The sequence below is a fragment of the Bacteriovorax stolpii genome (assembly GCF_002872415.1).
In the GTDB taxonomy this organism is placed as follows: Bacteria; Bdellovibrionota; Bacteriovoracia; order Bacteriovoracales; family Bacteriovoracaceae; genus Bacteriovorax; species Bacteriovorax stolpii.
The window spans coordinates 3,084,820-3,107,491 of record NZ_CP025704.1; the positions used below are offsets into that span (position 1 = coordinate 3,084,820).

The 22,672-nt window shown below is 39.8% G+C and carries 20 protein-coding genes; 9 read left to right on the forward strand and 11 right to left on the reverse strand.

Annotation, left to right across the window (positions count from 1 at the left end):
- Positions 1-11: 11 nt before the first annotated feature.
- The gene (gene ybeY, locus C0V70_RS15175; protein WP_158649710.1) at positions 12-467 is read right to left on the reverse strand and encodes an rRNA maturation RNase YbeY; all 456 of its coding nucleotides are present in this window, start codon (positions 465-467) and stop codon (positions 12-14) included.
- A 107-nt stretch (positions 468-574) separates the two neighbouring features.
- Here ybeY and mazG point away from each other — a divergent pair, with 107 nt between their 5' ends.
- Genes mazG through C0V70_RS15190 form a run of 3 tightly spaced genes read left to right on the forward strand, consistent with a single transcriptional unit; the run spans position 575 to position 3,169 of the window.
- Complete coding sequence (mazG, locus tag C0V70_RS15180) at positions 575-1,390, forward strand: nucleoside triphosphate pyrophosphohydrolase (RefSeq protein ID WP_102244716.1); 816 nt, start codon at positions 575-577, stop codon at positions 1,388-1,390.
- The gene (gene coaE, locus C0V70_RS15185; RefSeq protein ID WP_102244717.1) at positions 1,371-2,012 is read left to right on the forward strand and encodes a dephospho-CoA kinase; all 642 of its coding nucleotides are present in this window, start codon (positions 1,371-1,373) and stop codon (positions 2,010-2,012) included. The genes mazG and coaE overlap by 20 nt, the downstream gene beginning before the upstream one ends.
- Entirely contained in the window at positions 2,009-3,169 is a 1,161-nt protein-coding gene (locus C0V70_RS15190; protein WP_102244718.1) for a hypothetical protein, read from the forward strand. The genes coaE and C0V70_RS15190 overlap by 4 nt, the downstream gene beginning before the upstream one ends.
- Here C0V70_RS15190 and C0V70_RS15195 read toward each other — a convergent pair.
- A complete protein-coding gene (locus C0V70_RS15195; protein WP_158649711.1) occupies positions 3,166-4,062 on the reverse strand; it encodes an acyl-CoA desaturase in 897 nt (298 codons plus the stop codon). The genes C0V70_RS15190 and C0V70_RS15195 overlap by 4 nt on opposite strands.
- 75 nt (positions 4,063-4,137) lie before the next feature.
- Here C0V70_RS15195 and C0V70_RS15200 point away from each other — a divergent pair, with 75 nt between their 5' ends.
- Positions 4,138-4,755 carry a hypothetical protein gene (locus tag C0V70_RS15200; RefSeq protein ID WP_102244720.1) on the forward strand — a complete coding sequence of 206 codons (618 nt, stop codon included), beginning with the start codon at positions 4,138-4,140 and terminating at the stop codon, positions 4,753-4,755.
- Here C0V70_RS15200 and C0V70_RS15205 read toward each other — a convergent pair.
- Positions 4,734-5,375 (reverse strand): phosphatase PAP2 family protein, encoded by a 642-nt coding sequence (locus C0V70_RS15205; protein WP_102244721.1) that lies wholly within the window; start codon positions 5,373-5,375, stop codon positions 4,734-4,736. The two genes, C0V70_RS15200 and C0V70_RS15205, sit on opposite strands and share 22 nt — an antisense overlap.
- On the reverse strand, positions 5,368-6,042 hold the full coding sequence (locus C0V70_RS15210; protein ID WP_102244722.1) for a lipoprotein N-acyltransferase Lnb domain-containing protein: 675 nt from the start codon (positions 6,040-6,042) through the stop codon (positions 5,368-5,370). The genes C0V70_RS15205 and C0V70_RS15210 overlap by 8 nt, the downstream gene beginning before the upstream one ends.
- A gap of 114 nt (positions 6,043-6,156) precedes the next feature.
- Here C0V70_RS15210 and C0V70_RS15215 point away from each other — a divergent pair, with 114 nt between their 5' ends.
- Positions 6,157-7,152 carry a fatty acid desaturase family protein gene (locus C0V70_RS15215; protein WP_102244723.1) on the forward strand — a complete coding sequence of 332 codons (996 nt, stop codon included), beginning with the start codon at positions 6,157-6,159 and terminating at the stop codon, positions 7,150-7,152.
- Here the strand turns inward: C0V70_RS15215 and C0V70_RS15220 are convergent.
- Positions 7,149-8,828 (reverse strand): B12-binding domain-containing radical SAM protein, encoded by a 1,680-nt coding sequence (locus tag C0V70_RS15220; RefSeq protein WP_133566579.1) that lies wholly within the window; start codon positions 8,826-8,828, stop codon positions 7,149-7,151. The two genes, C0V70_RS15215 and C0V70_RS15220, sit on opposite strands and share 4 nt — an antisense overlap.
- 75 nt (positions 8,829-8,903) lie before the next feature.
- On the opposite strand from C0V70_RS15220, the gene C0V70_RS15225 reads away from it, so the two are divergent.
- Positions 8,904-9,890: a fatty acid desaturase gene (locus tag C0V70_RS15225; protein WP_102244725.1), complete on the forward strand. Its 987-nt coding sequence runs from the start codon at positions 8,904-8,906 to the stop codon at positions 9,888-9,890.
- Positions 9,891-9,941: 51 nt separating this feature from the next.
- Here the strand turns inward: C0V70_RS15225 and C0V70_RS15230 are convergent, their stop codons facing one another.
- Positions 9,942-11,417: a hypothetical protein gene (locus C0V70_RS15230; RefSeq protein WP_102244726.1), complete on the reverse strand. Its 1,476-nt coding sequence runs from the start codon at positions 11,415-11,417 to the stop codon at positions 9,942-9,944.
- Positions 11,418-11,604: 187 nt separating this feature from the next.
- Between C0V70_RS15230 and C0V70_RS15235 the strand changes: the two genes are divergently transcribed.
- Positions 11,605-13,683 (forward strand): RND transporter family protein, encoded by a 2,079-nt coding sequence (locus tag C0V70_RS15235; RefSeq protein ID WP_102244727.1) that lies wholly within the window; start codon positions 11,605-11,607, stop codon positions 13,681-13,683.
- On the opposite strand, the gene C0V70_RS15240 is transcribed toward C0V70_RS15235, so the two are convergent.
- Genes C0V70_RS15240 through C0V70_RS15250 form a run of 3 tightly spaced genes read right to left on the reverse strand, consistent with a single transcriptional unit; the run spans position 13,667 to position 16,891 of the window.
- Complete coding sequence (locus C0V70_RS15240) at positions 13,667-14,728, reverse strand: aromatic ring-hydroxylating dioxygenase subunit alpha (protein ID WP_102244728.1); 1,062 nt, start codon at positions 14,726-14,728, stop codon at positions 13,667-13,669. The two genes, C0V70_RS15235 and C0V70_RS15240, sit on opposite strands and share 17 nt — an antisense overlap.
- Positions 14,721-16,157 (reverse strand): GH3 family acyl-acid amido synthetase, encoded by a 1,437-nt coding sequence (locus C0V70_RS15245; RefSeq protein WP_102244729.1) that lies wholly within the window; start codon positions 16,155-16,157, stop codon positions 14,721-14,723. Before C0V70_RS15245 ends, C0V70_RS15240 begins: the two co-directional genes overlap by 8 nt.
- Entirely contained in the window at positions 16,154-16,891 is a 738-nt protein-coding gene (locus C0V70_RS15250; RefSeq protein ID WP_133566577.1) for a hypothetical protein, read from the reverse strand. Before C0V70_RS15250 ends, C0V70_RS15245 begins: the two co-directional genes overlap by 4 nt.
- A 77-nt stretch (positions 16,892-16,968) precedes the next feature.
- Between C0V70_RS15250 and C0V70_RS15255 the strand changes: the two genes are divergently transcribed.
- Positions 16,969-19,770, forward strand: a complete 2,802-nt coding sequence (locus C0V70_RS15255) for an FG-GAP-like repeat-containing protein (protein ID WP_102244731.1) — start codon at positions 16,969-16,971, stop codon at positions 19,768-19,770.
- A gap of 11 nt (positions 19,771-19,781) precedes the next feature.
- Here C0V70_RS15255 and C0V70_RS15260 read toward each other — a convergent pair whose 3' ends face one another.
- Positions 19,782-20,219 carry a hypothetical protein gene (locus C0V70_RS15260; RefSeq protein WP_102244732.1) on the reverse strand — a complete coding sequence of 146 codons (438 nt, stop codon included), beginning with the start codon at positions 20,217-20,219 and terminating at the stop codon, positions 19,782-19,784.
- Between the two features lie 192 nt (positions 20,220-20,411).
- On the opposite strand from C0V70_RS15260, the gene C0V70_RS15265 reads away from it, so the two are divergent.
- Positions 20,412-21,593 carry a polysaccharide deacetylase family protein gene (locus tag C0V70_RS15265; RefSeq protein ID WP_158649712.1) on the forward strand — a complete coding sequence of 394 codons (1,182 nt, stop codon included), beginning with the start codon at positions 20,412-20,414 and terminating at the stop codon, positions 21,591-21,593.
- A 3-nt stretch (positions 21,594-21,596) separates the two neighbouring features.
- Here the strand turns inward: C0V70_RS15265 and C0V70_RS15270 are convergent, their stop codons facing one another.
- On the reverse strand, positions 21,597-22,634 hold the full coding sequence (locus C0V70_RS15270) for a S66 peptidase family protein (protein WP_158649713.1): 1,038 nt from the start codon (positions 22,632-22,634) through the stop codon (positions 21,597-21,599).
- Positions 22,635-22,672 lie beyond the last annotated feature (38 nt).

Below are 22,672 nucleotides of genomic sequence, written 5' to 3' on the forward strand. Positions count from 1 at the left end.
TTCATTCATATTTATTTCTTGCTCTTAAGTTTTTTATAAATTTGTCCAACAAGGGCACTCTCGTGAGCTTCCATGATCTTTTCTTCTTTATCAGAAATTTCATGGTCAAAACCTAGCAGGTGTAAAAACCCGTGCACCGCCAGATGAACCACTTCCTGCTCATAGGTTATCTCAAATTCGCGGGCCTGAGACAGGGCCTTTTCTCTACAAATGACTAAGTCGCCCAGATCCATCTGAGAAAGGTTTTTCTCGCGGGGCTTTTTATCAGGGCGCAAATTTTCATAAACTGGAAAAGAAAGAACGTCTGTTACATAGTCTTTTTGTCGATACTCGCGGTTAAGCGTTCTGATCTTTGTTTTTCCACAAAGAGTCATAGTCATGGTCACTTCTTTGACACCTGCGAAATGAGGGTTTTTTTTAAGATTAGCGGCCAGGACAGCTTCTAAGGCAGAAATCACGTGGTCCATGCCAAGACTATTACTTCTTTTTGACCCACTATTCTGGTAAAATATCTCAAACTTCATCAATCTTTCCTGATACCCTAAAAGGTAACAAATATTAGCAGGTGCCGCAAATGAATAAAAGCAATTTTGAGAAACTAAAAGATGTCATCGCCGACCTACGCCATCCGACTGAAGGATGCCCTTGGGATTTAAAACAAACACATGAATCTCTCCTGAAATATCTTCTGGAAGAATCGTATGAATTTGTTGAAGCGGTTGAAGAAAAAGACCCAAAAAAAATGGAAGAAGAAATTGGCGACGTTCTTATGCAAGTGTTGCTTCACGCTCAGATGGGCTCTGAAAAAGGACTCTTTGATATTGAATCGGTTTCGGCCCGCTTAAGTGAAAAACTTATCCGCCGCCACCCCCACGTTTTTGAAAAGAAAGACACTTCCATTTCTGCTGACCAGGTTTTAATCAATTGGGAAAAAATCAAAGCGGAAGAAAAACTGCGCGAAGAAGGTGAAAAAAATCACCATCGTATTAAGTCTTCTGTTTTAAATGCTCCTCCCCTAATGTCAGCTGTAAAAATCGGTAAAAAAACAAACGATATTAAATTTGACTGGGACGACTACACTCAAGTGGCCTACAAAGTTGAAGAAGAATGGCAGGAATTAAAAGAAGAGCTAACTCCACACCGCGAACTGAACCGAGCAGCTGTGTTTGAAGAGTTAGGAGACCTTCTTTTCTCAGTGGCCCAACTGGCAAGACACCTGGATATGGACCCACACGATGCTCTTCGTAATGCCAATAAAAAATTCCTTCGTCGCTTTCACGCAATGGAAGATTTAATGGAAGCAAAAGGTGTTAAACTTGAGAATATGAACCAGGAACAAATGGACGTTTACTGGAACCAAGCTAAGGTTAATGAAAAAGCTAAAAAGTAAATGGATTACTAAAGACCAGAGCTCTCGCCTCTACAATATCCCAGTGCCGATTGTGGCGCTGACAGGAGGTATTGCAACTGGAAAGAGCACGGTGGCGCAAATGTTCCGCGATGAAAATATTCCGGTGATTGATGCTGATCGATTGGTTAAAGGGATCTATTCGCAAAAAGAGTCATTCGATTTTGTTTTTAAAAACTTTAAAGATGCCATCATTGATGAAGCTATTCATTTTAAAACACTAAGAGAGCTGGCGTTTAAAACTCCTGAAAATCAGCTTTTACTTGAGACTTATATTTACTCGCGTATGCCCGATGCTTTTTCGAGTGCCTATGGCGCCTTTGAACCTCATGGCTTTGTTGTCTATGATGTTCCCCTATTGTTTGAAAAAAAGCTCAACGAAAAAACGGACCTCGCTGTCTGCACTTATGCTCCACGCTCTATTCAACTTGAGCGCCTGGTAAAACGCGACAACATTAGTACTGAACTGGCGGAAAATATTCTTTCCAAACAAATGGATATTGAAGAAAAAAAGAAAAGGTCTGATCTCTTTATTGAAAACATGGCAGACTTTTTGACGTTAGAGAAAAACTTCCGTCAACTCCTCACCACTCTTTGCGAATGAAAGAGTTATCACTTAACGAATTCTTTGCAGAGTACCCGCACATTTCACAAGCGACTGAAGCTGACAATCAAGACATTCTCGATTTCTATCACCAAACATCATTAAGCTCGACAGAGTCTGAAATTATCTACACCAGAGGAAATGATTTTTTTTCTTTCCTTAAAGAAAGAAGTGATTCTTCGGTCATCTTTCTTTTAAAAGATGATCTGGGTGTGATTTTTGGCATGGGAGTGATCACTTACCGTCCTGGTTATATTAATGGTGAGCTACAGACCATCGGCTACCTGGGAGACTTGCGTATCAAGATGAACCGCAAGCTTATCCGCGAGTGGCGCTTGATGTATGCCAACCTCATCAGGCTCTCTCCACAGATCAAAGAAATGCATCACTGCCGTTTTTACCAGACGGTGCTCATTGATGAGAATAAAGAATCTAAAAACAACCTGGCCGAAACCAAGATTGCGAACCTCCATTATCATCAGCTGCAAAAATACAAAATGGTTAACATCATTGGCCGAGTGAAATTAAGAACGTCGTCGACCTATGTCCGCATGGCAACCAATGAAGACAAAAAACTCATTGTTAATTTCCTATCACTCAATAATCCAAAAGACCTTTTTTCTCATGACTGGGAAAAAGAACTAGATCACCGTTTGAAAAACTGGAATGGTTTTTCAATGGAGAACCTGCTTTTATCTTTTAATAAAAGTGGTGAGCTCAAGGCGCTGGCGATGGTGTGGAATCCGATTAAAACAAAACAGATTCGTATCACTAAAATCCCAGAAGCACTTAAGTTGATTCATGCAATGGGAAGTAAGATTCCTTTTTTTGAATTTAAGAAATTCCCAAAAGAAAACACACCGCTGGATATTCTTTATCTCTCACAAGTGATCTTTGAGAAATCGTTGGTCAAGAGTGATCGCCAAAAAATCCTTCACGATTTTATTCACCAGGCCTTTGAAAAAGATTTTCATATGCTGGCCTATGCTGATTTTGAAAATGAAGATTACCTGGAAAACACGCTGTCTCTTTTTATGCAAAAGATGCCGATGGCAGTTTTTAGTGTTCACAGCAAGGACGATCATGGGCAAATTCAAGACCCACTTCACTGGGACTCAACGAAGCCAACTGTTAGTTTTGATATGTGCTTAGTTTAAGACTTATGCGCGTCTTTGATATCTGATACCCATCCCAGTTTTTCAAAACCTTTAAGCATCCAGAAGTGCGGGTCGATATCGATGGCCCTTTGAGCATTGTTGGCGCTGGTTTGTGAACCGTGGTGATTGTTGTGCCAGGCTTCGCCTAAAATAAAAGGAAAAAGCAGTGGATTGTTTGTGCTTTGGTCATTGGTTTCATTTCTTCTATAACCAATACCGCGGTGACAGCCCCACGAATTAATCAAAAAGACAGCATTATGCAGGAGCATAACTCTAAAAAGTCCGCCCCAGAAAATCCCACGAAGAATGTTGTCGCTCGAAAACTCTCCCAGCATCGCCGCTTCAATAAAACCTGGAATGATGAGAAATGAAATCCCAATGAACATATGAAAACGATGCCAGTTTACCAGTCTTTCATTATGGTAAAAATCCTGAGTGTATTTTTTTATAATACCTAATGTGTCTAATCCAAAAATCCACATAACATGTGCGTGCCAGAACCCTTCCCAAAAACTTAAAGCTCTCCCCTCTTTAAAATAAGGAGAATGTGGGTCTTCACCTTTATCGCTATGGTGGTGGTGCTTTCTATGAACTGCGGCCCAACAGATGGCCGGAGTCTGAAAAGCGACGGCCGATGTGAAAAAAAGCAAAAACTCAAAAAAGGGCGTTGCCTTAAAAGACTTATGAGAAAAATAGCGGTGGTTTCCGACTGAAATTCCAAAAAGAGCTATTTGATAAAAAACGAAAAAAATAAAAAAATCCTGCCAGACAAAAGGCAGTTTCCAAACGTAGAAGCCCAAAGCAATACAAAGAATAAAAGGAAGCATGATCGCAAAAAAGAAGCGAGGTTTGATTCCTAAAAGTTTGTCTTTTTGTTCTACTGTTAACGACATAAGAAAAATTTTAACATAGACCCCTATCTTTTTACACCTGTTGTAGCTTAACATTGTTATAAACAAGAGGTTTTTATGTTTACAAAAGTCCTGCTGGTCATGTGGCCACTTCTCGTAAGTGCATGTGCCTATCTTTACAAGAAAAAACAAAATGGTCCAAACCCAATGACTGGTGGACCTATTTCGACACCCAAAGCATTTTGGCTTGCCTACACAGTGACAACATGGTTTTTTCTGCCCTTTCTTTTTATCTTTAGCCCAGATGTCATCGTCCCGATTAAATATGTTATCGCTTTTCACCTCTTAAGCTGGTGGGCCCGTGGTCCTCTGGAACTAGTCATGATTTACAAATGGTTTAACTGGACTCCGCGATACGGAATTAGCCACGATCTTTTCCACATCGTTGGACTTGTCACTTTGTACTATATCAACCGCGAAAACTTTGTGAACCTGACTCCTATGAGCAACATGGCACTCGCATTCATTTTTGTCACAACCCTGGCAACTGTTGCAGAAATCTCATTTGCTTACTTATTTCTTAAAGCAAGAAGTGAAGCCGAAGAAAAAGACAACATCTACTTTGCTTCAGATGACCCGAAATGGATTTTCATCAACAGACTGACACTAACTGTCGTCTGTGGAGTCATGGCCCACCTTATTTGTCAGGCGGTTTATGCTCTCTTAGTGTTGTGAATTTTTTCGTAGACTAATTTGTAAATCACCAGCGCCAGGATAAATCCTGTCACAATATCAAAAAGATGGTGCTGGTGAACAAAAACGACAGAAGCTGAAATCAAAACCAACCATACCCACATAAAAGCATGAAAGATTTTATTTGTTGTCTGCTCAATCATAGCGAAAATCGCCAGGGTTGAGTATGTGACGTGTAAACTTGGAAACAAGTTATGTGGATGATCAATTGAGAACATAAAATCAAAATACTGTTCATAACCAGGAACTGTTTCGCGCACAAACCCCAATTGCCCCGGGAAAAAATAGAAAACAAAACCCGCAACAATTGCACCAACGATCAGTGAAGTACAAAAACCTTTAACTGACGACACTTCCTTTAAAACAAAAGCAGCGACAACAAAAAGAAGATTTAAAGAAATATAGGGATAGATCATCCATGGAATCAGAGGAATTGATAATTCCCATTGAGTATACATCGAGTATCTGACCGGGCTAAGTGCGGCCTGTTGGTTACACCATCCATAAATCACAGCAAAGGCAATCGTTGAAAGAGTGACATAAAGACAAATGACTTTAAATCTTTCAAGGTCCGGCATCGTGGCGATTTTATCTCTACTCATAATCAATCAATCCTTCTTGAGAGTATTGTCTTGGAACATATTTCGGCCAATAACCATAAAGGCCCATTCTTGGTAAGAGCTTTGCTTCCACTAAAAGTTTAGTCATAAGGCTTACGCAATTGTTATAGAAAAATGAATAGCCACCAGGAAGTGTAGGGTCTTTAATCCAGTTTCTCAGTGTCGTTAAAAGCAGTTGCTCTTTTTCTTTGGTAGCGTGAATTGGGTGAAAGAAAATCGTTCGCCCTTCACCTTGAATGTACTCCGTTTTATACTGGGCCACTGTTCCAATTTTTGGCATCACAACATAGCCACCAGTTGAAGCTTTCCAGTCATCAACCGGGAAATCATTAAAGTCGGCAAGAAAACTAAGAACCAAATCCTGGTCTGGATCTGCTCCACCCGATCCTGCAAAACGCAGCATCATGTGACCCCAAAGACTAAAATATCTTTTTCCCGGCGCCACTTCGACTAACTCTAAATGATCAAAATGAAAATTGGGATTAAGAATCGCTTCCTGGTGAAGACGGTTAATCGCCAGTTCGTGCTCGTGCTGGGATTTCCAGGAAAAATACGCATCAGAGGTGCGGTCCTGGGTCGGTCCCTTGAGCATTAACCCCACCAACAGGATGAGGGCACCAAACAAGGTGATTTTTAGCAGTTTTTTCATGCTTTAATCTTACTCAAAAAGTGACAAAAGTGGCGATCTTTTTAAGAGGGAAATGCCAGAGAGCGAACTTTTCCTCGGTTGACGTCACCCCCTCTTAAATGTGAGAATAATTCCATGAAAAAGACGTTAATGTACAATAACAAAAATATTTCCATTCCAGCGAATTTGAATATTTTTTTAGCTGTTGGCTCAATTGCATTATTGATGTTCCTTCTCTACACCTGTGCCCACACGGATAACTGGTGGCTTAAGATCGCATGTGTGATGCTTTTTGCTTATACAGGCAATACGACTTTCTCTCTTCTTCATGAAGCAGTTCACTCAAATTTTCACTACAATCGTAAAATCAATTACATCTTTGGAAATATTACGGCGGCCATGTTTCCGACGGCCTACTCTTTCCAGAAGAGATGTCACTTAAATCACCACCGCAATAACCGTACTCAATACGAACTTTTTGAAATGTACGATGACCGAGATAATAAACTGGTTAAAAACATCACTCTTTACGGTGTCTTAACTGGAGTTTACTGGGCCGTCCCTTTTATTGGTTCAATCTGGCTATTAGTAAACCCAAACAGTCTACTTTCTTCTCGTTTTTCTGGAAAAGATAACTATGAAGTCGGAAGAATGGGCGGAGCGAGTATGCTTCGCAGTTTTGAAAACCTTTCAGGCAGAGAAATCACTCGCATGCGAATGGAAGTGCTCTTCACACTTGCAGTTCAAATTGGAATGTTCTTTTTATTAGGTTTGGATCTGACAACATACTTCATGTGTTACTTTGCTTTTGGTTTTACCTGGTCCGCTCTTCAATACGCCGACCACGCTTACAGTGTCCGCGATATTAGAAACGGGGCCTGGAACCTAAAAGTTCACCCGATTACAAAAGCTTTCTTTTTAAATTACCACGACCACCTTGCTCACCACCAACACCCGAACGTTCCTTGGATTCACCTGCCAAAATTTGTGGACCCTAATGTAGAAAAACCAGCATTCCTGGCCATTTATTTAAAAATGTGGAAAGGTCTGGTGAAGTTGGATCAAAACGAACCAGCTCCTATCGACGCTGAACTCGACAACTTAATTGAAAGAGAAAATTTCACGAACTAAGCAAGCTGCTTATCAGTAGTCGCTGTTGTAGTGACTTTAAGTTTATTGATGTCTCTTTGGATTCTCTTTTCAATAAAACTCACGGCCAATTTAAAGAACTTTGGAAGCGTTTGAAAACGCTCTACTGATGCCGCCTGGAAATCTAACAGAGCTTCACGATTTTCTGGTTTATACCCCAGCATCCCTGAATAAAAGGCAAAAGCATTAAGCGAATGTTTTTCTCTCATTAATCTCAACTGGAGCTTCCTTACGTTCTTTCCTACTTCGCTGGCACTCATGGTTGCATGCTCCCAGTAAGGCGAAACAGAAAAAACATTTTCATCAATCCAGATACCAAACTTCTTTCTATTTTCTACTGAAAGAATTGGAACTCCGGCAGCACGGGTACTAAAAGTTGCAACAAAGAAAAAGTCTGGTTTTGTCTTTTTGATCAATTCGTATGTCTCTTCAATTGTGCTTTCTGTTTCTCCTGGAAACCCAACAATCAGAGATACAACAGAAGTGATACCGTACTTGCGGCAGTTCTCTACCGCTTTAATATTCTCTTCCAACGTACAGTGTTTTTTCATATTGTCTAAAATCTGAGGACTCCCCGACTCTAAACCAATCTGCACTTGAAGAATATTGGCTGCCTTCATTGCTTTGCAAACTTCTTCATCCGCCAAGTCTTCAGCTCGGGCATAACAAACCCAACGGCTTTTTAAACCACGTTTTTGAATCTCTTCGCAAAGTTCAAAGAGTCTTTTTCTTGGCATAGTAAAAAGTGAATCGAGGCAATTGATAATCTTTGGCCCCATACTCTTTTCATAAGTCTCCCAGTCATTGGCGATTTTTTGGGCCGAGCGATAGCGGAAACTATTTTCATTAAAAAGAAATGGGTAATTACAAAATGAACATCTATACGGACATCCACGCACACTTTCATAGTGAATCACCGGAAATTTTTTTTGGTGATAAGTCTCAGCAAGTTTCCAGTCAGCGGCAGGGAACATATCCAGGTTACTTGATTCCGGATGCCCGCTGTAGAGAACCTGAATATTGTTAAGGTTCTCTATTTTACTTCCACTCGCAGTTGGATGAGGTTTTAATTCTTTAAAATCAGTTTTAATCCACTCGCAAAGCGTGGGAACCAAATACTCTCCATGGCCGATAGCAACCACTTCGACATTATCCATGTATTTGATATTTTCTTTTAAAAGCTGAGTTAGAGGTCCTCCGACGACCAGGTGATTTTTCGGAGTCTTGAGTAAATTGAGAATGGGAAACATCTCACTTAAATCGCGCAGAAGTGTCGTTGAAATAAAAACGCAGTCGCACTCTTTTAAAAGTCTTTCGCGAAGTTTTCTATTGGAGAAAAGATCGTTGACTGAAGCCACTTCAAAATCCATCGACTCTTGTTTTAAAAGAGTCGCGATCAGTGTTTCAGTGAGTTCTGGTGTCGAATTTAAATCATTAAACTTAAAAAAATCCAGGACTCTTTGGTCTTTTGTTTTTTTTACCGAACTTTGCACATAAACAATTGGTTCAACAGAAGTCACCTTCACCATGGCCTCAAGCCATGAGAACTTCGAGAATTGCCACTGGAGAATCTGTCTTTTTAAGACTTCAAAAAAGCTCCCCTCTTTTCCCGAAAGAAAGCCTCCAGTAACCACCAATACTTTATGTTGTGACAGCAAAAAACACCCTTGGTAAGAGATGCCGAATCTTTGAATATAGTATCAGAAATCGAGAAAATTCTGTATGCTTTATAAATGGAAAGAACGCTTCAATCATTCAAGCGCCAGGATGTTCCCAGTGAACTTCTTTTAGGTCCCAGCATTTCAAGGCTTTATTTAGATTTGATCTGCGACTGGATCGTCGTTATTGCCGCTTGTTATCTGATGTATAATACCAGTGCCTATTTGTATCCCATTTGGGCGATCATTATTGCCGGACGCCTGCATGCTTTTGGCGTGATTCTGCACGATGTCTGTCATATGAATTTGCACAACAAGACAATCCACATGAGAATCCTGGAAATCTTTTCGGGTTACATCATCGGAAAAAGTGCTAATGCCATGGCCTATCACCATATCCGCCATCACCGCGATACACTTAAAGACAACGATCCTTATTACAACATTAACAAAAAATGTATTGGTGTCGTCCGCTTCTGGCTCACCATGAAAAAAGGACTTTTCTTTGTCCCTTTCTGGATTGCCAGAACATTCTTTGCACCTTTCGCCTTGGTTTTCCCGAAGCTGCGCAATCCTTACGGGCGCATTTTCCTGCAAGATGTTTCAGGAAAAGATCTTTCTAAAGACAGGGAAATCTTAACTTGCATTTACGAAGACCTGCCTATCATGGCCTTCCATTGCGTTCTTTACTACCTGGCCCTAACTCGCTTTGAATTTTTAATTTATTGCTACTACCTGGTTATTCCAGCTGGCGGTGTTTTTTGTATCTATCGCCTTTTAATTGAGCATGAATACAATATCGTTCAAGACCGCTCAGTCTACACAATGATTGAGTCGACTTTTGATCACCATATGAATTTCTTTGAAAGGTTCTTTATAGGGCCACACAATATTGGATATCACTGCTTGCACCACATTCATCCCCATGTAGGACTTCATCATCTTCCAAAACTGAGACAATGGTATCTGGATAATTCAAAACAATATCAGGAAAAATATCTCAACCCGATAAAGTTAACCTGGAGACAGGATTTATTTGGCGGGATTCATCAAGAGAAATAAAAAATAGCACAAATAAAAAAGGCCCGGTTTCCCGGGCCTTTTTGTTATTCATTATCTGATTGCTAGCCAATTCCCCTGGATGTGATTTAACACTCTCACAGTACGGTAAACATCGTCGTTAGCTTTGATTGATGGGAAATACGCTTCGTATTGTTTTACATCCCATCCAGTTGCACTTCCTTCCAGGTAGTTTCTGTAAGTCAGAGTCTTTTTAGTTCCGTTTGCCAAAGTCACTTCGCGAGACGCTTTTGCATTTTTATCAAACTGAGTTGGCAGGAATACTTTTAAATCTTTTGGTGGATTTGTGAAAAGCTTCGAGTAATTAAACTGAACCACTTCTCCCGTTACCGCAGATCTTAGAGTTTCTGTTTCTTTCGACATAACCACACGGTTAAGGATGCGAAGGTTCTCTTCGATCTCATCGCGGTTAACACTGATGTAGTTTGTGTTGAAAGCGTATAGGTTTTCATCTTTTCTCTCACTTGATGAAAGCTCCCATGCCATGCTTAGACGCTTAAGTGATTTCTGGCTTGCTTTATAAGCGTAGTCCATCCACTTCGCTCCGTCTGGCATTAGAGTACCAGTTGAAGCAAAAGCAGGTTTTCTTATCACTTTTGAAATCTTTTCAGCAGAAACACCATCGATTCTGTTGAATAGACCAAATCCATCAAACCCGTAAAGGAATCCGATTTCCTTGTATAGAGCAACTGTTTTTTGAACACTGTAGGCTCTCATTGTCGCTATTGAAGTAATCGCACTGTAGCTTGCTGAAAGCGCCAGGTTCTTTTCGAATTCGCCAATTAACTTAAAGCGGTTGATTCCATCAGCAAATGACTGTGAACCAAATACCATTTTTTGATCCCAAACGATTGGTTCTACCAGGCTGAGTTTTTCTAATCTTTGTGTTGCAGTATTGATTAGTGGAAGAAGTTCATTAACCACCCATAGTTGAACATCTGCTTCTTCTTTAAAGCCTTCTACCATCTCTCCCTTTGCATCAAGAAATGGAGAAGAAACGTATTCATAACCCGCTTCGGCGTGTTCGTATGGAAGGAACACTTTTACTCTCGTGGCCATTGCTTTTGCCGTCGTTAAAATTTGAGAGTGAACAAAGTTTGATTTTCCATCAAACAGTGGCTTTAGACGATAGAAGAATCCTCTAAACGCTTTTGTCGGCATGACTTGTGTAATGTAGAACTTTACGTCAGTTGGATAAGACTCGTAGTTCTTATCAAGTTCATCTAAGAAAGCTTCCATTGCTTCAGAAGTTTTAATTCCATGAAGACGTGTCTGAATCGCTTTTAATTCTTTCGACATCATTGAATCATCAATCATTGAAGAGTTCGCTGGTTTTCTCTTCTTTTCAGATGATTTCATTTTTACTGCCGCATCTTCCTCACTCCATGCCTGGAAAGTGAATTTTTCAGGTGTAAAAGGTGAGTTTTTTACGATGTCACCATTCGTTTTGGCAAAAAGTGATGTAGCCTGGCACATGCTCAGAGCTAAAACTAAAATACGTATAGACATTGACCGCCTCCTCTATGAAAATCAGTAAATATCATAACGTAAATGTATATTATTTTAAATAGACAATCTTGGAATGACTGAGCAAAACCATCAGCTAAATAAATCGCTTTGGCGCTATAAGTTACTGCGCCTCTTGCATTATTACCTATATAGGACTCATTGCGCGTTCCTCAAGTATAAAAAGCTGGTGTCTGTTATCCTCTTCGCCTTCATTATTTTCTCCATTGCTTTGGGTACCAAGACAAAAATTGCCGTACGAACAGAGGACTTTAGCGACCAAAAACTGCCATCTTATCAGGCCATGAGGGAGTTAAAGGAAGAGTACTCCTTTGAAGATAAACTCACTTTAATCATCAACAAAAAAACTCCGCTGAATAATCAGGATCTCTGCCAAATCCAAAATTGGCTAAGAAAAGAAGTAAATACGAATCCAGACATTGGTGGATTCAACAGTCTTTTTAACCTACGCATTCCAGAGTATTCAAATGGACTTCTCTTCTACCCACAGATTGTCGAATCACCTTGTGAAGACAAAGTGGATTATGTGACTTTAAAGAAACATCCACTCCTAACGATGTTCAGCACTCCTGAACTCACTGATTTCGTCATTCACTTTGAAATCAACCCGGCCGAGAAAGAATTTCGTCATGGAATCTATGACTACAAAGCTCTCGATCGCATTATTGAGAGTGCAAAGAAGTCTCTGCCTTTTGAAATCATTCCTGGTGGAACTCTCTTTTTTCAGTCATCAGTTCTTTCAGGAATTGAATATTCAAATGTCATCAATATTATGGCGAGTGTCCTGCTCTTTAGCGGATACTATCTTTTTTACCGCTCTTTTATGGGCGCCTTTGCCCTCTTAGCTGTCATCTTAATTACAAACTCAATGATTAAGGCCGGCATGGCCTACTTCGGCCACATGATTGATCCGCTTTCTTCATGTATCTTTTTAATGATCACGGTTTCTTCTATTGAAGATTACATTCTCTTTAGTTTTTTGGTCTTTAAGCAAAAGACTCCTTTTAATCTTGCGGCCAAAAAACTTCTGCTTCCAAGTTTTTTAACATCACTGACAACGGCAATTGGATTTGGGTCTCTGGCAGTTTCTAGTAACCCGAGCATTGTTCACTTCTCTATCTGGACAGCACTCGGAGCAATGTTTGAATGGGCGGCAATGTTTTTAATTATTCCCGTTTTTGTGAACCTGTTTCCTTCAATTAGAAAACGCATTGATGCTCACCCGAAACCAAAGCGTATCGTGCCAGTAAAGCTGATCACCTACACCCCACCAAAAGTGATTGCTGTCATTATTGCTTTAATCCCACTTGTGATCGTCTTTATGTACGACAAAGCGAACTTAAGCTATAGCCCTTATGATATGTTTACTAAAACTCACCAAGTCTCTAAGTTTAGAGAGCACTTGCTTGAAACCCGTCAAAGTGAGGGGGAGCTGAGTATTGTCTTTAAGAATATGGACGAAGATATTTCTTCTTATGTTGAGGCAATCAAAAAAGACCCTGCTGTTGCCGGTGTTTTTTCTGAGATGGATATCAAAAAAGAAGTGATACTCTTCCCTGAATTTCTTCAAAAATTAATTTTTGAAGACTTTAAGCGCACTGACCTAGGAAAGCTTTTTATCGCTCGCGACTCAAAAAGAATCATTGCCTACATTAAGTCTTACGACACCAAAGATGTGCCGGTCGTTGTTTCACGTATCCAAAATATCTGCGGAGACAAATGTTCGATCAAGTCTGAAATCATTGTTTCAAAAGATTATGCGGTTGGGATTCTTCAAACTCTTTACGACAGCGCCGTCTCTGGATTCTTCTCTATTATCGTACTTATCAGCTGGTTAGTTTTTACGATCAGCAGGAAGCATACTGTGCCAGTGCTCCTTTCGACACTTTGGGCATCATTCATGCTTTTAATTCTGGTTGTTGTCTTCCAGTTTAAAATCAATGTTGTTACCTGCGTGGCCCTTTCCGTCTTAATTGGTCTTGCCGGCGATAACGCTATTCAATTTCTTTTACTGCAGAAAGATTCACTTAGTGAATCAGTTGAAGAAGTTGGTGAGGCCAGCACAGAGAACTTTTTACTGATGCTGCTTCTTTCAGGGACGTTATTTTTCTCTTATTTCCAAACGCCAAGAACCCTGGCCCTTTTGATGATTATTGGAATCATTTTAATGTTTATTGGGGATCTCTGGGTACTCAATGGTCTGACGGCCATCAGCGATGGAAAATCTAAACCTAAATCCAAATCGTAGCGTCGCTTTTTTTCTCTGTTGTATAAACGCGCGGGTCTCCTGCGCGTCCCAAGCTTCTTAAGCGTTCAATTTGTAAATGAGGTTCATCGGCCGGAGTTGATTGAAAATTCCAGTTTTCGTTCGGGTTTAAGTTTCTTCCTTGAACGTCCATAATCCACACATCTTGCTCAATAACTTGTCTGGTGTAGTAATGAATAAAAGGTTTGATAAACTTTCCGATAACCGGGATTTTATAAGCGATATAAGTGTAAACACGGGTCTTCATGCTTCCTACTGGAGTGCATGAAGAATTGATAATGTATTTGTAGTTTGATCCAAATGAGTAATCGACTCTTGTCGTATTAGGGAAAATAAAATGATCTGTATGCTCCATTGGGTCGTTTTTAGGATTTAACAATGGCCTGATTAAAACTCCAATGTTGTCGTCTTTTTGATGGTAAGTCACCAAGACTCCTCCATCCTTAGTTTCAACCGTAATGGGAACTTTTTTTAATCCTTTATTTCTAAACCATCCTTTATGAACATACACCGTGTGAGGAACGTCCATAAAGTTTTCGACCAGGTTAGTGACCTCGTTATTAAAGTCAGTCACCATAAAATAATGAGACCAGCTTGAGTCCTGGGCATGAGGGAAAACCCACGGCTTAACAGAACCAGCTTTCTCACTGTCACCAAAAAAGACCCAAATCACTCCATCTTGTTCAATGACCGGATAAGATTTCTGACAGCGCTTTCCTTTAACTTGTGTGTCTCCTTCCGAAGGAACACTTGTGACCAATCCCTGGTTGTTATAAGTCCATCCATGGTAAGGACAATGAAGTTCACCTTTAACCACTTCACCTTTTCCAAGCTCAGCGTGGCGATGCAGGCATTTATTTAAAAGGCAAACTGCTTTTTTATTTTGATCGCGGAATAAAACGATTTTTGTGTCGTAGATAATAGTTTCAAAAGGTTTGTCAGTGAGCTCACTTGAAAGACACGCAATATACCAGTGGTGAATTAATTCACCATCTCGTTCTGCAAGTGTTTTAAGCGTCTCAGTCATCTCTGGTCCTGACAAGGGGTTCGACTTTAATATTGCCTTTTAAGGCAATCATCTTTTCTCTATATTTTACATAGGCCTGATAAGCGTCTTCTTTCATTTCAACCTGAACATGCGATAACTGTCCTAGCTCGCGGGCCAGCTTGTAATGAAAATGCCCCAGGAGTTCTTTCTCCAAAAAGTCACTGATCTCATCAAGTCTTTCAAGTTTACCTACACCGTCCACCAATAGTCTATAGTGAGGTTTATGACCTTCCACAGCTAAGAGAGAAAGGGGGCTGATTTCGTACTTATTTGCAATATTTGAGATTAATTTTTGGGCCAGGTCACTGGAGATTTTTTCACCGACGAGGTCTGTTTCACCGATTCTTCCCAAAAAAGTCAGGCATGGAGTCTGGTCAAAAAAGTCGCTCACTAAAAGCAGGTCATTTAAACGGTAGCGGAAAAAAAGTGATCCCGTCGTTAAAAGTGGCGTTACTTTCATTCCTTTTTTTAAGGCCCATCCGGGATGAATTTCCTTTGTCTCAACATCTTCAAATTCATAAAAATGAGAATTCACTGCCAGCGGGAATTTTCCTTGGAAAGGAATCGTCACCACACCTTCAGTCGCCCACAAACCTTTGGCCTCAAAGGGAACATGAGGGAAAAGATCTTTCACTTTTTGAGCATAGTACTCTGAACTCGACGTGGCCCAAGCACTGATAAGGGCCAATTTAGGAAAGAGTATTTTGCAAAGTTCAGGTGAAACTTTATCAGCATATTTAAGGGCTTCTTTTTTTCTAAAATCCAGAATTCGGTCTGCGAAAAAATTTTTATCTGCAATAACTAAATCCAATAGCTCCAATAAAAATGTCGGACTCCAGACGGAAATCAAAGTGACATCTTTTTCAATGAGCGACACTGCATTTTCACGCATTGATTCTTTAAGTGTTGGCATTGTTGAAACACTTTCATCAACAGTCATTGTCTGCTCGAGCAAGTATTTTTCGAGTCCCGCAAAAAAATCCAGGTCATTTGAGCGATGCTCTTTTCTCAAATCTTCTGGAATCCATGAAAGGGACCAATAGTGCGTTCCCTTGGCAATATCGGGAAAACGAAGGTAGAGGTCATGAATCCATGCCCCTGAAGCTCTCCACAATTCATCCTTAAATTTTTTAGTGTATGGAATCCACTTGATGGCGTGAGTTGAACCACTTGTTGGAACAAAATGTTCTTGCGGTTTTTCAACTTTTCTCTTCTCTATACCTTCTTTCCAGTCGGCATAGTTTGTTATCGGAAAGTGATTTTTAAAATCTTTGTAATCAGAAATACCCGTGAGATTTGTAAGGATTGCGATCTGAGCCTTTTTTGGATTTTTAAGTGATTCACAAAACTGTTCATAGTTTTTTTTCGAGTACCATTTAATCAACTGGTGACTGATGGTGCGAATCATTTTTTAAGTCTTAAAAGTTTTCGCATGATTTTAAACGGGTGAACAACTCCAAGAAGTGGATCGACTTCGCCAATGCAGGCAAGCTCATCACCTTTTTTCCATCCCGGGTTATGGTCATTGAAAAATTTAATTTTCGGGTAACGCGACAGCAGGTCATCAGTAATGGGAGCAATAGACTCTCTTAAGTGTTCGTGCTCGTTGGCCTCAAATTCAATAACACCAGTCTCGGCATTGAATTTCCCTGGATAAAATTTTTCTGACAAAGCAGAAATCAGAGTGCTTTGCTCTATCGGAGTTTGTTTATCATAACGAGGATAATACTGAATAAAATTGTTTGCGAGTAATAAGTATGTCTTATAGCCTTTTGAGATTAAAAACCACCAAACAGGTCGTGTTGGGTATTTAAGCTTGAGCAAAATCATGTTTTTTAGAAATTCCATCGTCAAGGCCGATGTTCCCCAGTAAGTTGGAGCAATGATCGTGTCCCCGCTAAAAAGAACGCGGTAATTCTTTTGGTGATGAGGGAAATCGAAGTCGTAAAAAGTTGAGAACCCCTGAATCCTTTTTTCGGTATCCAGAAGAATAATAACCTTTGTTTTAGCAAAAAGGTCACTCTTGAAGCGCAGGAAGGAAACGTTCTCATAGAAGATTTCAAACAGCTTAAACATCTCATCAATTTGAGACTCCCTAAGCGACTGAACCTTAATCGTTTTTGCTATGAGCTTTTTTTTCATTTAACTATTGTAAATAATAGAATGAAGCTAAGTAAACAAAGTTTTACAAAGAGACCTCTTTTTGATGTAATTTTACCATGACAGCAATAGCAGAAAGGTTTAAGACAATTTACTTTAAAATTGACGCTCGCTACATCGTAACATTCATCCTGTTTATTTATAACGTTTTAGGGATGACTATCCTGGGATTCAACCGCAGCTGGATGCAGGTCCTACTCACAATCTGCGTAGGGATTCTTTTACATATCTTTTACGATGTTCTTTTCAATAAAAAGTTCTACTTCCCTCTAAGTGCACTGACCACGAGTTTAGGTCTATGTATCCTGGTCAATTATGGCCACAGCATGCTCTACCCGCTGGTGCCAATCTTTTTTGCCATTTCGTCGAAATTCTTTTTTAACTTCCGCGGCAGGCATACTTTCAACCCGGCCATGATGGGGGTTGCCCTTTCACTTTTAATGGCCAGCGAATTCATCTCTTCATCACCGGCCTATCAATGGAACGGTGTCGGCGCCATGGCGATTGTCATCGTTATGTCGGCCCTACTTTTTTTCATGCCAAAGATTAACCGCGGATGGTTAGTTGGATCATTCCTTTTTGTTTTTACTCTGCAAATTATCCTGCGCTCAATTTTGATCCGCCATTATCTGCCTTTTAATACGCTCTTTTTTGGGACGATCACTTCTCCTTCATTTTTCCTTTTCACTTTCTTTATGATTACTGACCCGATGACCAGCCCATCGGATAGAAACCAGCAAATTATTGTCGGTTCTTCCCTAGCGATCCTCGATTTACTATTCCATCTTTTTTCAAGCTACCATACGTTCTTCTATGCAGCCTTCACTTTAGGAAGTATCCGTTTAACATGGTTTCACTTCAAAGAAGCCCGCACTGTTGGTTTCGGAAAGTATTTCGTTTCCCGCTTTTATGAAAGTGGTTATTACAAACGCTTTATTACGATCCTGGCCATTGGTTTTGGCGGGTACTTCACTTATCAATACGTTTTGAGAGACACGCTTAACAAACCAGATGTTGGATTTGTTTTTGAACTCCAAGGACCAGAAAAAACAGGTATGCATTTCTCTAAAGGAGAAGTTCTCGACCTGGTGGATCCTCGCGTTCAACATATGGGCAAATGGATTCTAGGAATCACAGACGGTGTTGCTGTCGGTGATTTTGACAATGATGGACTAATCGATGTGTTTTTTACCAGCGGCCACAAATCTCCCGCTGATAGGAACTCTTTCTTTAAAAATAAAGGTGATTTCCATTTCGAACGTTTTCCATCTGAAGAGCTAAATTTCTATGCTTCAGACATTAAACGTTTTGGGATTCCATCAAACGCGATGTTTGTAGACTTCGACAATGATGGCGATCTTGATCTTTATGTCACTTATGCTTTCGGGCGCGAAGGAACATCGAGAATGTTTAAAAACATGCTAAAAGAAACCGGCAAAGTGTCTTTTAAAAACGTGACTGATGAGATCGGATTAAATATCTATTCAAACTCGGCCACAGCAAACTTTTTTGATATGAATAATGACGGCAAGCTCGATGTGATTATTGGAAACACTATTGCCACTCATCTTCCTGACTATCCAACACCTACTCGCCTGGACTTCTTTGAACTACCAAAAGCAGAATATGAGGGAGATAAACGTCCGTTTAATTTTATGCACGAGAGCTGGCATCGTTCTGAAAACGGTACTGTCAATTATGTCTTCACTCAGAATGCCAACAAGACTTTTTCTCAATTAGACTCAAAGGCCATTGGAATGCCTGAAACCAAATGGACAATGGCCATTGGTACAGCAGACTTCAATCAAGATGGGTTCATTGATATTTATGCCGCTAATGATTTTGGAGCTGATGATTTTTACTATAACCATGGCGGAAAAACTTTTGAAAGTTACCGCGGTCCCTATTTTGGAACAATCGGAAAAGATACTTACAAAGGAATGAACGCAACGATTGGTGACTTTGATAACAATGGTATGACCGATATTCAAATCTCCAATGTTCACCACCAACTTCAGGCCGAAGGGAATTTATTATTCTATTTCTATCCAGGGAAAGACGCTTTCTATCCAGAGATTAAAGACCAGGCAACCTACGCAGGAGCTCTGAACGAAAACCGCTTTGGATGGGGAGCAAATGCTGCTGACTTCAATAACGACGGATGGATCGATCTTCCACAGGCCAATGGAATGGTTGATGACATGTACGATAAAAAATTCGAAAAGTGTCCTGACTACTGGTACATCAATGAAAAGATTGCCCGCTCCTCTCCAGATATTCACCGTTATATTAATAACTGGGGTGATATCCGCGGGACTTGTATTCACGGTAAAGAGAAAAATCGCTTGTACGTTAACCGTGGAATGACTAAAAAACCTCAGTTCATGGATGCAGCAGAGTTTATCGGAATGAATCAAGTTGGAAACTGGCGTGGAATGGCGACGGCCGACTTTGATAATGATGGGCATATGGATTTGATTGCTTCGTCACTTTATCGTGATCCATTGGTGTTTAAAAATATTCCGGATAAGGATCAAAAGAATCACTGGCTGGGATTAAGACTTGAATCAGTCAATCCAGAATGTAATCGCATGGCGATTGGGACCAAGATTTACTTAACTGTTAGCGAGGCTAAAGAGCCGACAAAAAGAACGAAACTTTACTTCGAAACAACGCTGGTCAATGGATTCTCTGCTCAGCATGACCCGAGAGTGCATATTGGGCTTGGAAAAAATGAAATCATTGAAGAGCTTAAGATTTCATGGTGTGGACAGAAGGAAAAGACCATGACTTATTCGGATGTGAAAATTGATCAGTACAATGATTTGTTTTACGATAAACAGAAGGTTGAAAAGTTCTAAATAATCAGCTCCTAAAGAAAATCATTTTCATAACTCTTTATAATTTTATGAATGTTATGATCTTTAGGAGCGTATTTTTTTGCAAGTGTGATAAAACTCTTCTGAGTAATAAAATCTAACGAATATCTATCTAATTTTTTATTAAAATATATTATATACGCTCTGTAGAGTCGGATCCTCTTTTCTAATCGAGCATCTACTTCATTCCAAGGTATTAAAATCGTTTGTGTCCCATTATTCCACTGCATTCCCTTATCTCCAATCCAAAGACCAAGAGACGAATAATAATCCATAACAAAGAGAAGAATTGAAGAGAGCACAATAACAAGAATTGTTATAAGAAAGGGTGATTCAAACATTTTGGAAATTTTAAAGTAACCAAAAATAAATGGTGATAGGCAAAAAAATAATAGGATAAAATATCTCTTTGCGATTCGAACTCTTTCCATTGCTGATCTCCTATCCGAATGCTCAATTCCAAAACGACTATTCATAAATATTATGTTGTTTGTCCAAACTATCAACTGAAAACATAAAAAATATTTAGACATTTTTTAAGTGTGAGAAAATTGCTCTCTGTAACCAGGCCTTTATTTCCATGTTAAACTATTGAGCATATGACTTTTACCCTCAGTAGTAATATGCACACAAAGATTCTCTTTTTTATTTTATCATTCCTAACTCTTCAAAACACTTATGCCAACACTTGTAAATCTTTAAACAACGATCCACTTTTTAAAGAATTACTAAGTGATTTAAAAAATCAAAATGTCAGCTGTGATGGTATTAAAACTCATCTTAGTTTTGACGATGGCCCTAACGAAAAAACAAGCGGTCTTATTTTAGATGAATTAAATAAGCGCAATATTAAAGCTACATTTTTTATTACCACAACTAATCTTCTTCCAGGCACTCCTGGTCTCAAAGAAAAACAAGCGATCTTGGCGCGTGAATTAGCGACAGGACATACTGTTGCCAGCCACGGACATGAACACAATGCATACGATATGCGCATTACATCCTCGCAAGAAGCAGGCTACACCAATGCCCAAAGACAAGAGCAGATAAAAAAAAGCATGCAGCTTCTGGATGGTGCAACTAATGGCCAGTTCTCTGGGCAGGAGTTTAGGCTCTTTAGATTCCCCTATGGAAGAGGCGCCATGCCCTCTCAAAAAGAAATCGAAGAGATGGAGAGGACAAAAAAGATGGTCTTTTCTGGAGACACCTACGCAGAAAAGTTAAAAGAATACCGCCGCATGAGTCCAGCGCTTCAACAAATCGGTGAACACGGTTTTTCTCACATCGGTTGGAACCACGATTCAAATGATTCAAGCCTTCCTTTTACAATGCCTGCGGAAAATGTTTTTAAAAGCTATGTTTTAAATAACCTTAAAAACATGTGCTCTCCTTCCGTTAAAACCAAAATCAGTTTGTTTCACGATATTAAAGAAGTTAACACTAGGGCGATTCCTCTGATTGCGGATTTAGGGCAATGCCTGGGAGTGGATTTTATTTCGCCGAAAGAAATGATGAGCACGGCTACTTTAACAAATAATGATGTCGTGATTAAGAGTAAGGCCATTGCTCAAGCGCCAGTGCAGATGGCCGATGACCTGGGAAAATTGATTAATCAGCTTTCGAATCCGGGAAAACAATGTGCAGGGGCCGCGATAGAAAAAAAGGTTCATGCGCAGGCGGAAAAAGGTTGCTATAGCAAGTATCTCAATAAGACATTTGGGAACTGTGAAGGCGAAAGCTCTAAGTGTTTTGAAGGTAAATGGTATGGGGCGGATGATCCGTTTATTATGTTGAATTGTTCATGAATATTATTCAACAGCACCTTCTAAAAAACTAAAATGAGTATGAGCTGGTTCCTTTGACTCAATATGAACCAAAGAAAGTTGAGGGATTGAAATCATTGGAATGCAATGACCACAATCAAAATTAGAAATTATTGGATAAGATCTTTTGCCTATAATCTCCATAAATAGTTGCTCATAACCAAAAGGTGCCCCTTCTTGGTTATAAAATTCCGGTTTACCAATCACAAGTCCTGCAATTTGATCAAACACACCAAGAAAGGAAAGATGACGTAAATGTCTTTCCGTTCTACTCATCGAGGCTTCCATATCCTCCAAAAGAAGAATTTTGCCATTGATATCTGGCCAGTAATTGGTCCCTGCTGCACTCACAAGTGTATTTAAATTCAATGCAAGTATAGGAGCCTTAGCCACTCCTGGATTTAAAACCCTCCATCCTTCATTTTTATTCCAGATACGAGGAAGAGTTCTCCATTCATCGTTGTCCCAACGCCGTTTGTGATTGCTCCATCTGGTAGGGCAAGCAATATTTCTTTGTCCCATTTTATGTCGAATAGCTACATCCAGAAACCATTCAGAGCTTTCCTCTACCCCATCAGGCCACTCACCAAACCAACACATAACGCTTGGCCCATAGATTGTTTTTAGTCCTGCAAATTTTAGTATGGCCATATGTAGAGAGGTAACATCACTGAACCCGCAGATAAATTTCCTTTTTTCTCGAATAAGGTCATAATCCAGATAAGGAATCATGCTCGATGAATTAGAACCACCGATCGTGGAAACAAGACCATCTATTTCTGGGTCTTTAATAAGCTCCATGAACTCCTCAGCTCTTTCTTCGCCGGAACCAGAACGATAACCCTGCTCATTTCGCTGAGAAGTGATTCGACCAAGTTTAACTTTAAAACCTAATTTTTTTAAGTTTTCCAGACCATTGAGAAACAAGCCTTCATTCCATAAATAACCTGGAGAAGAAGGAGTGAAAATTCCAAGAGTAGAACCTTTTTTAAGTGCTAAAGGCTTAAGAATTTCTTTTTGCATAACTAATCGTATTTTATTGAATGAAAAAAGTAAAACTA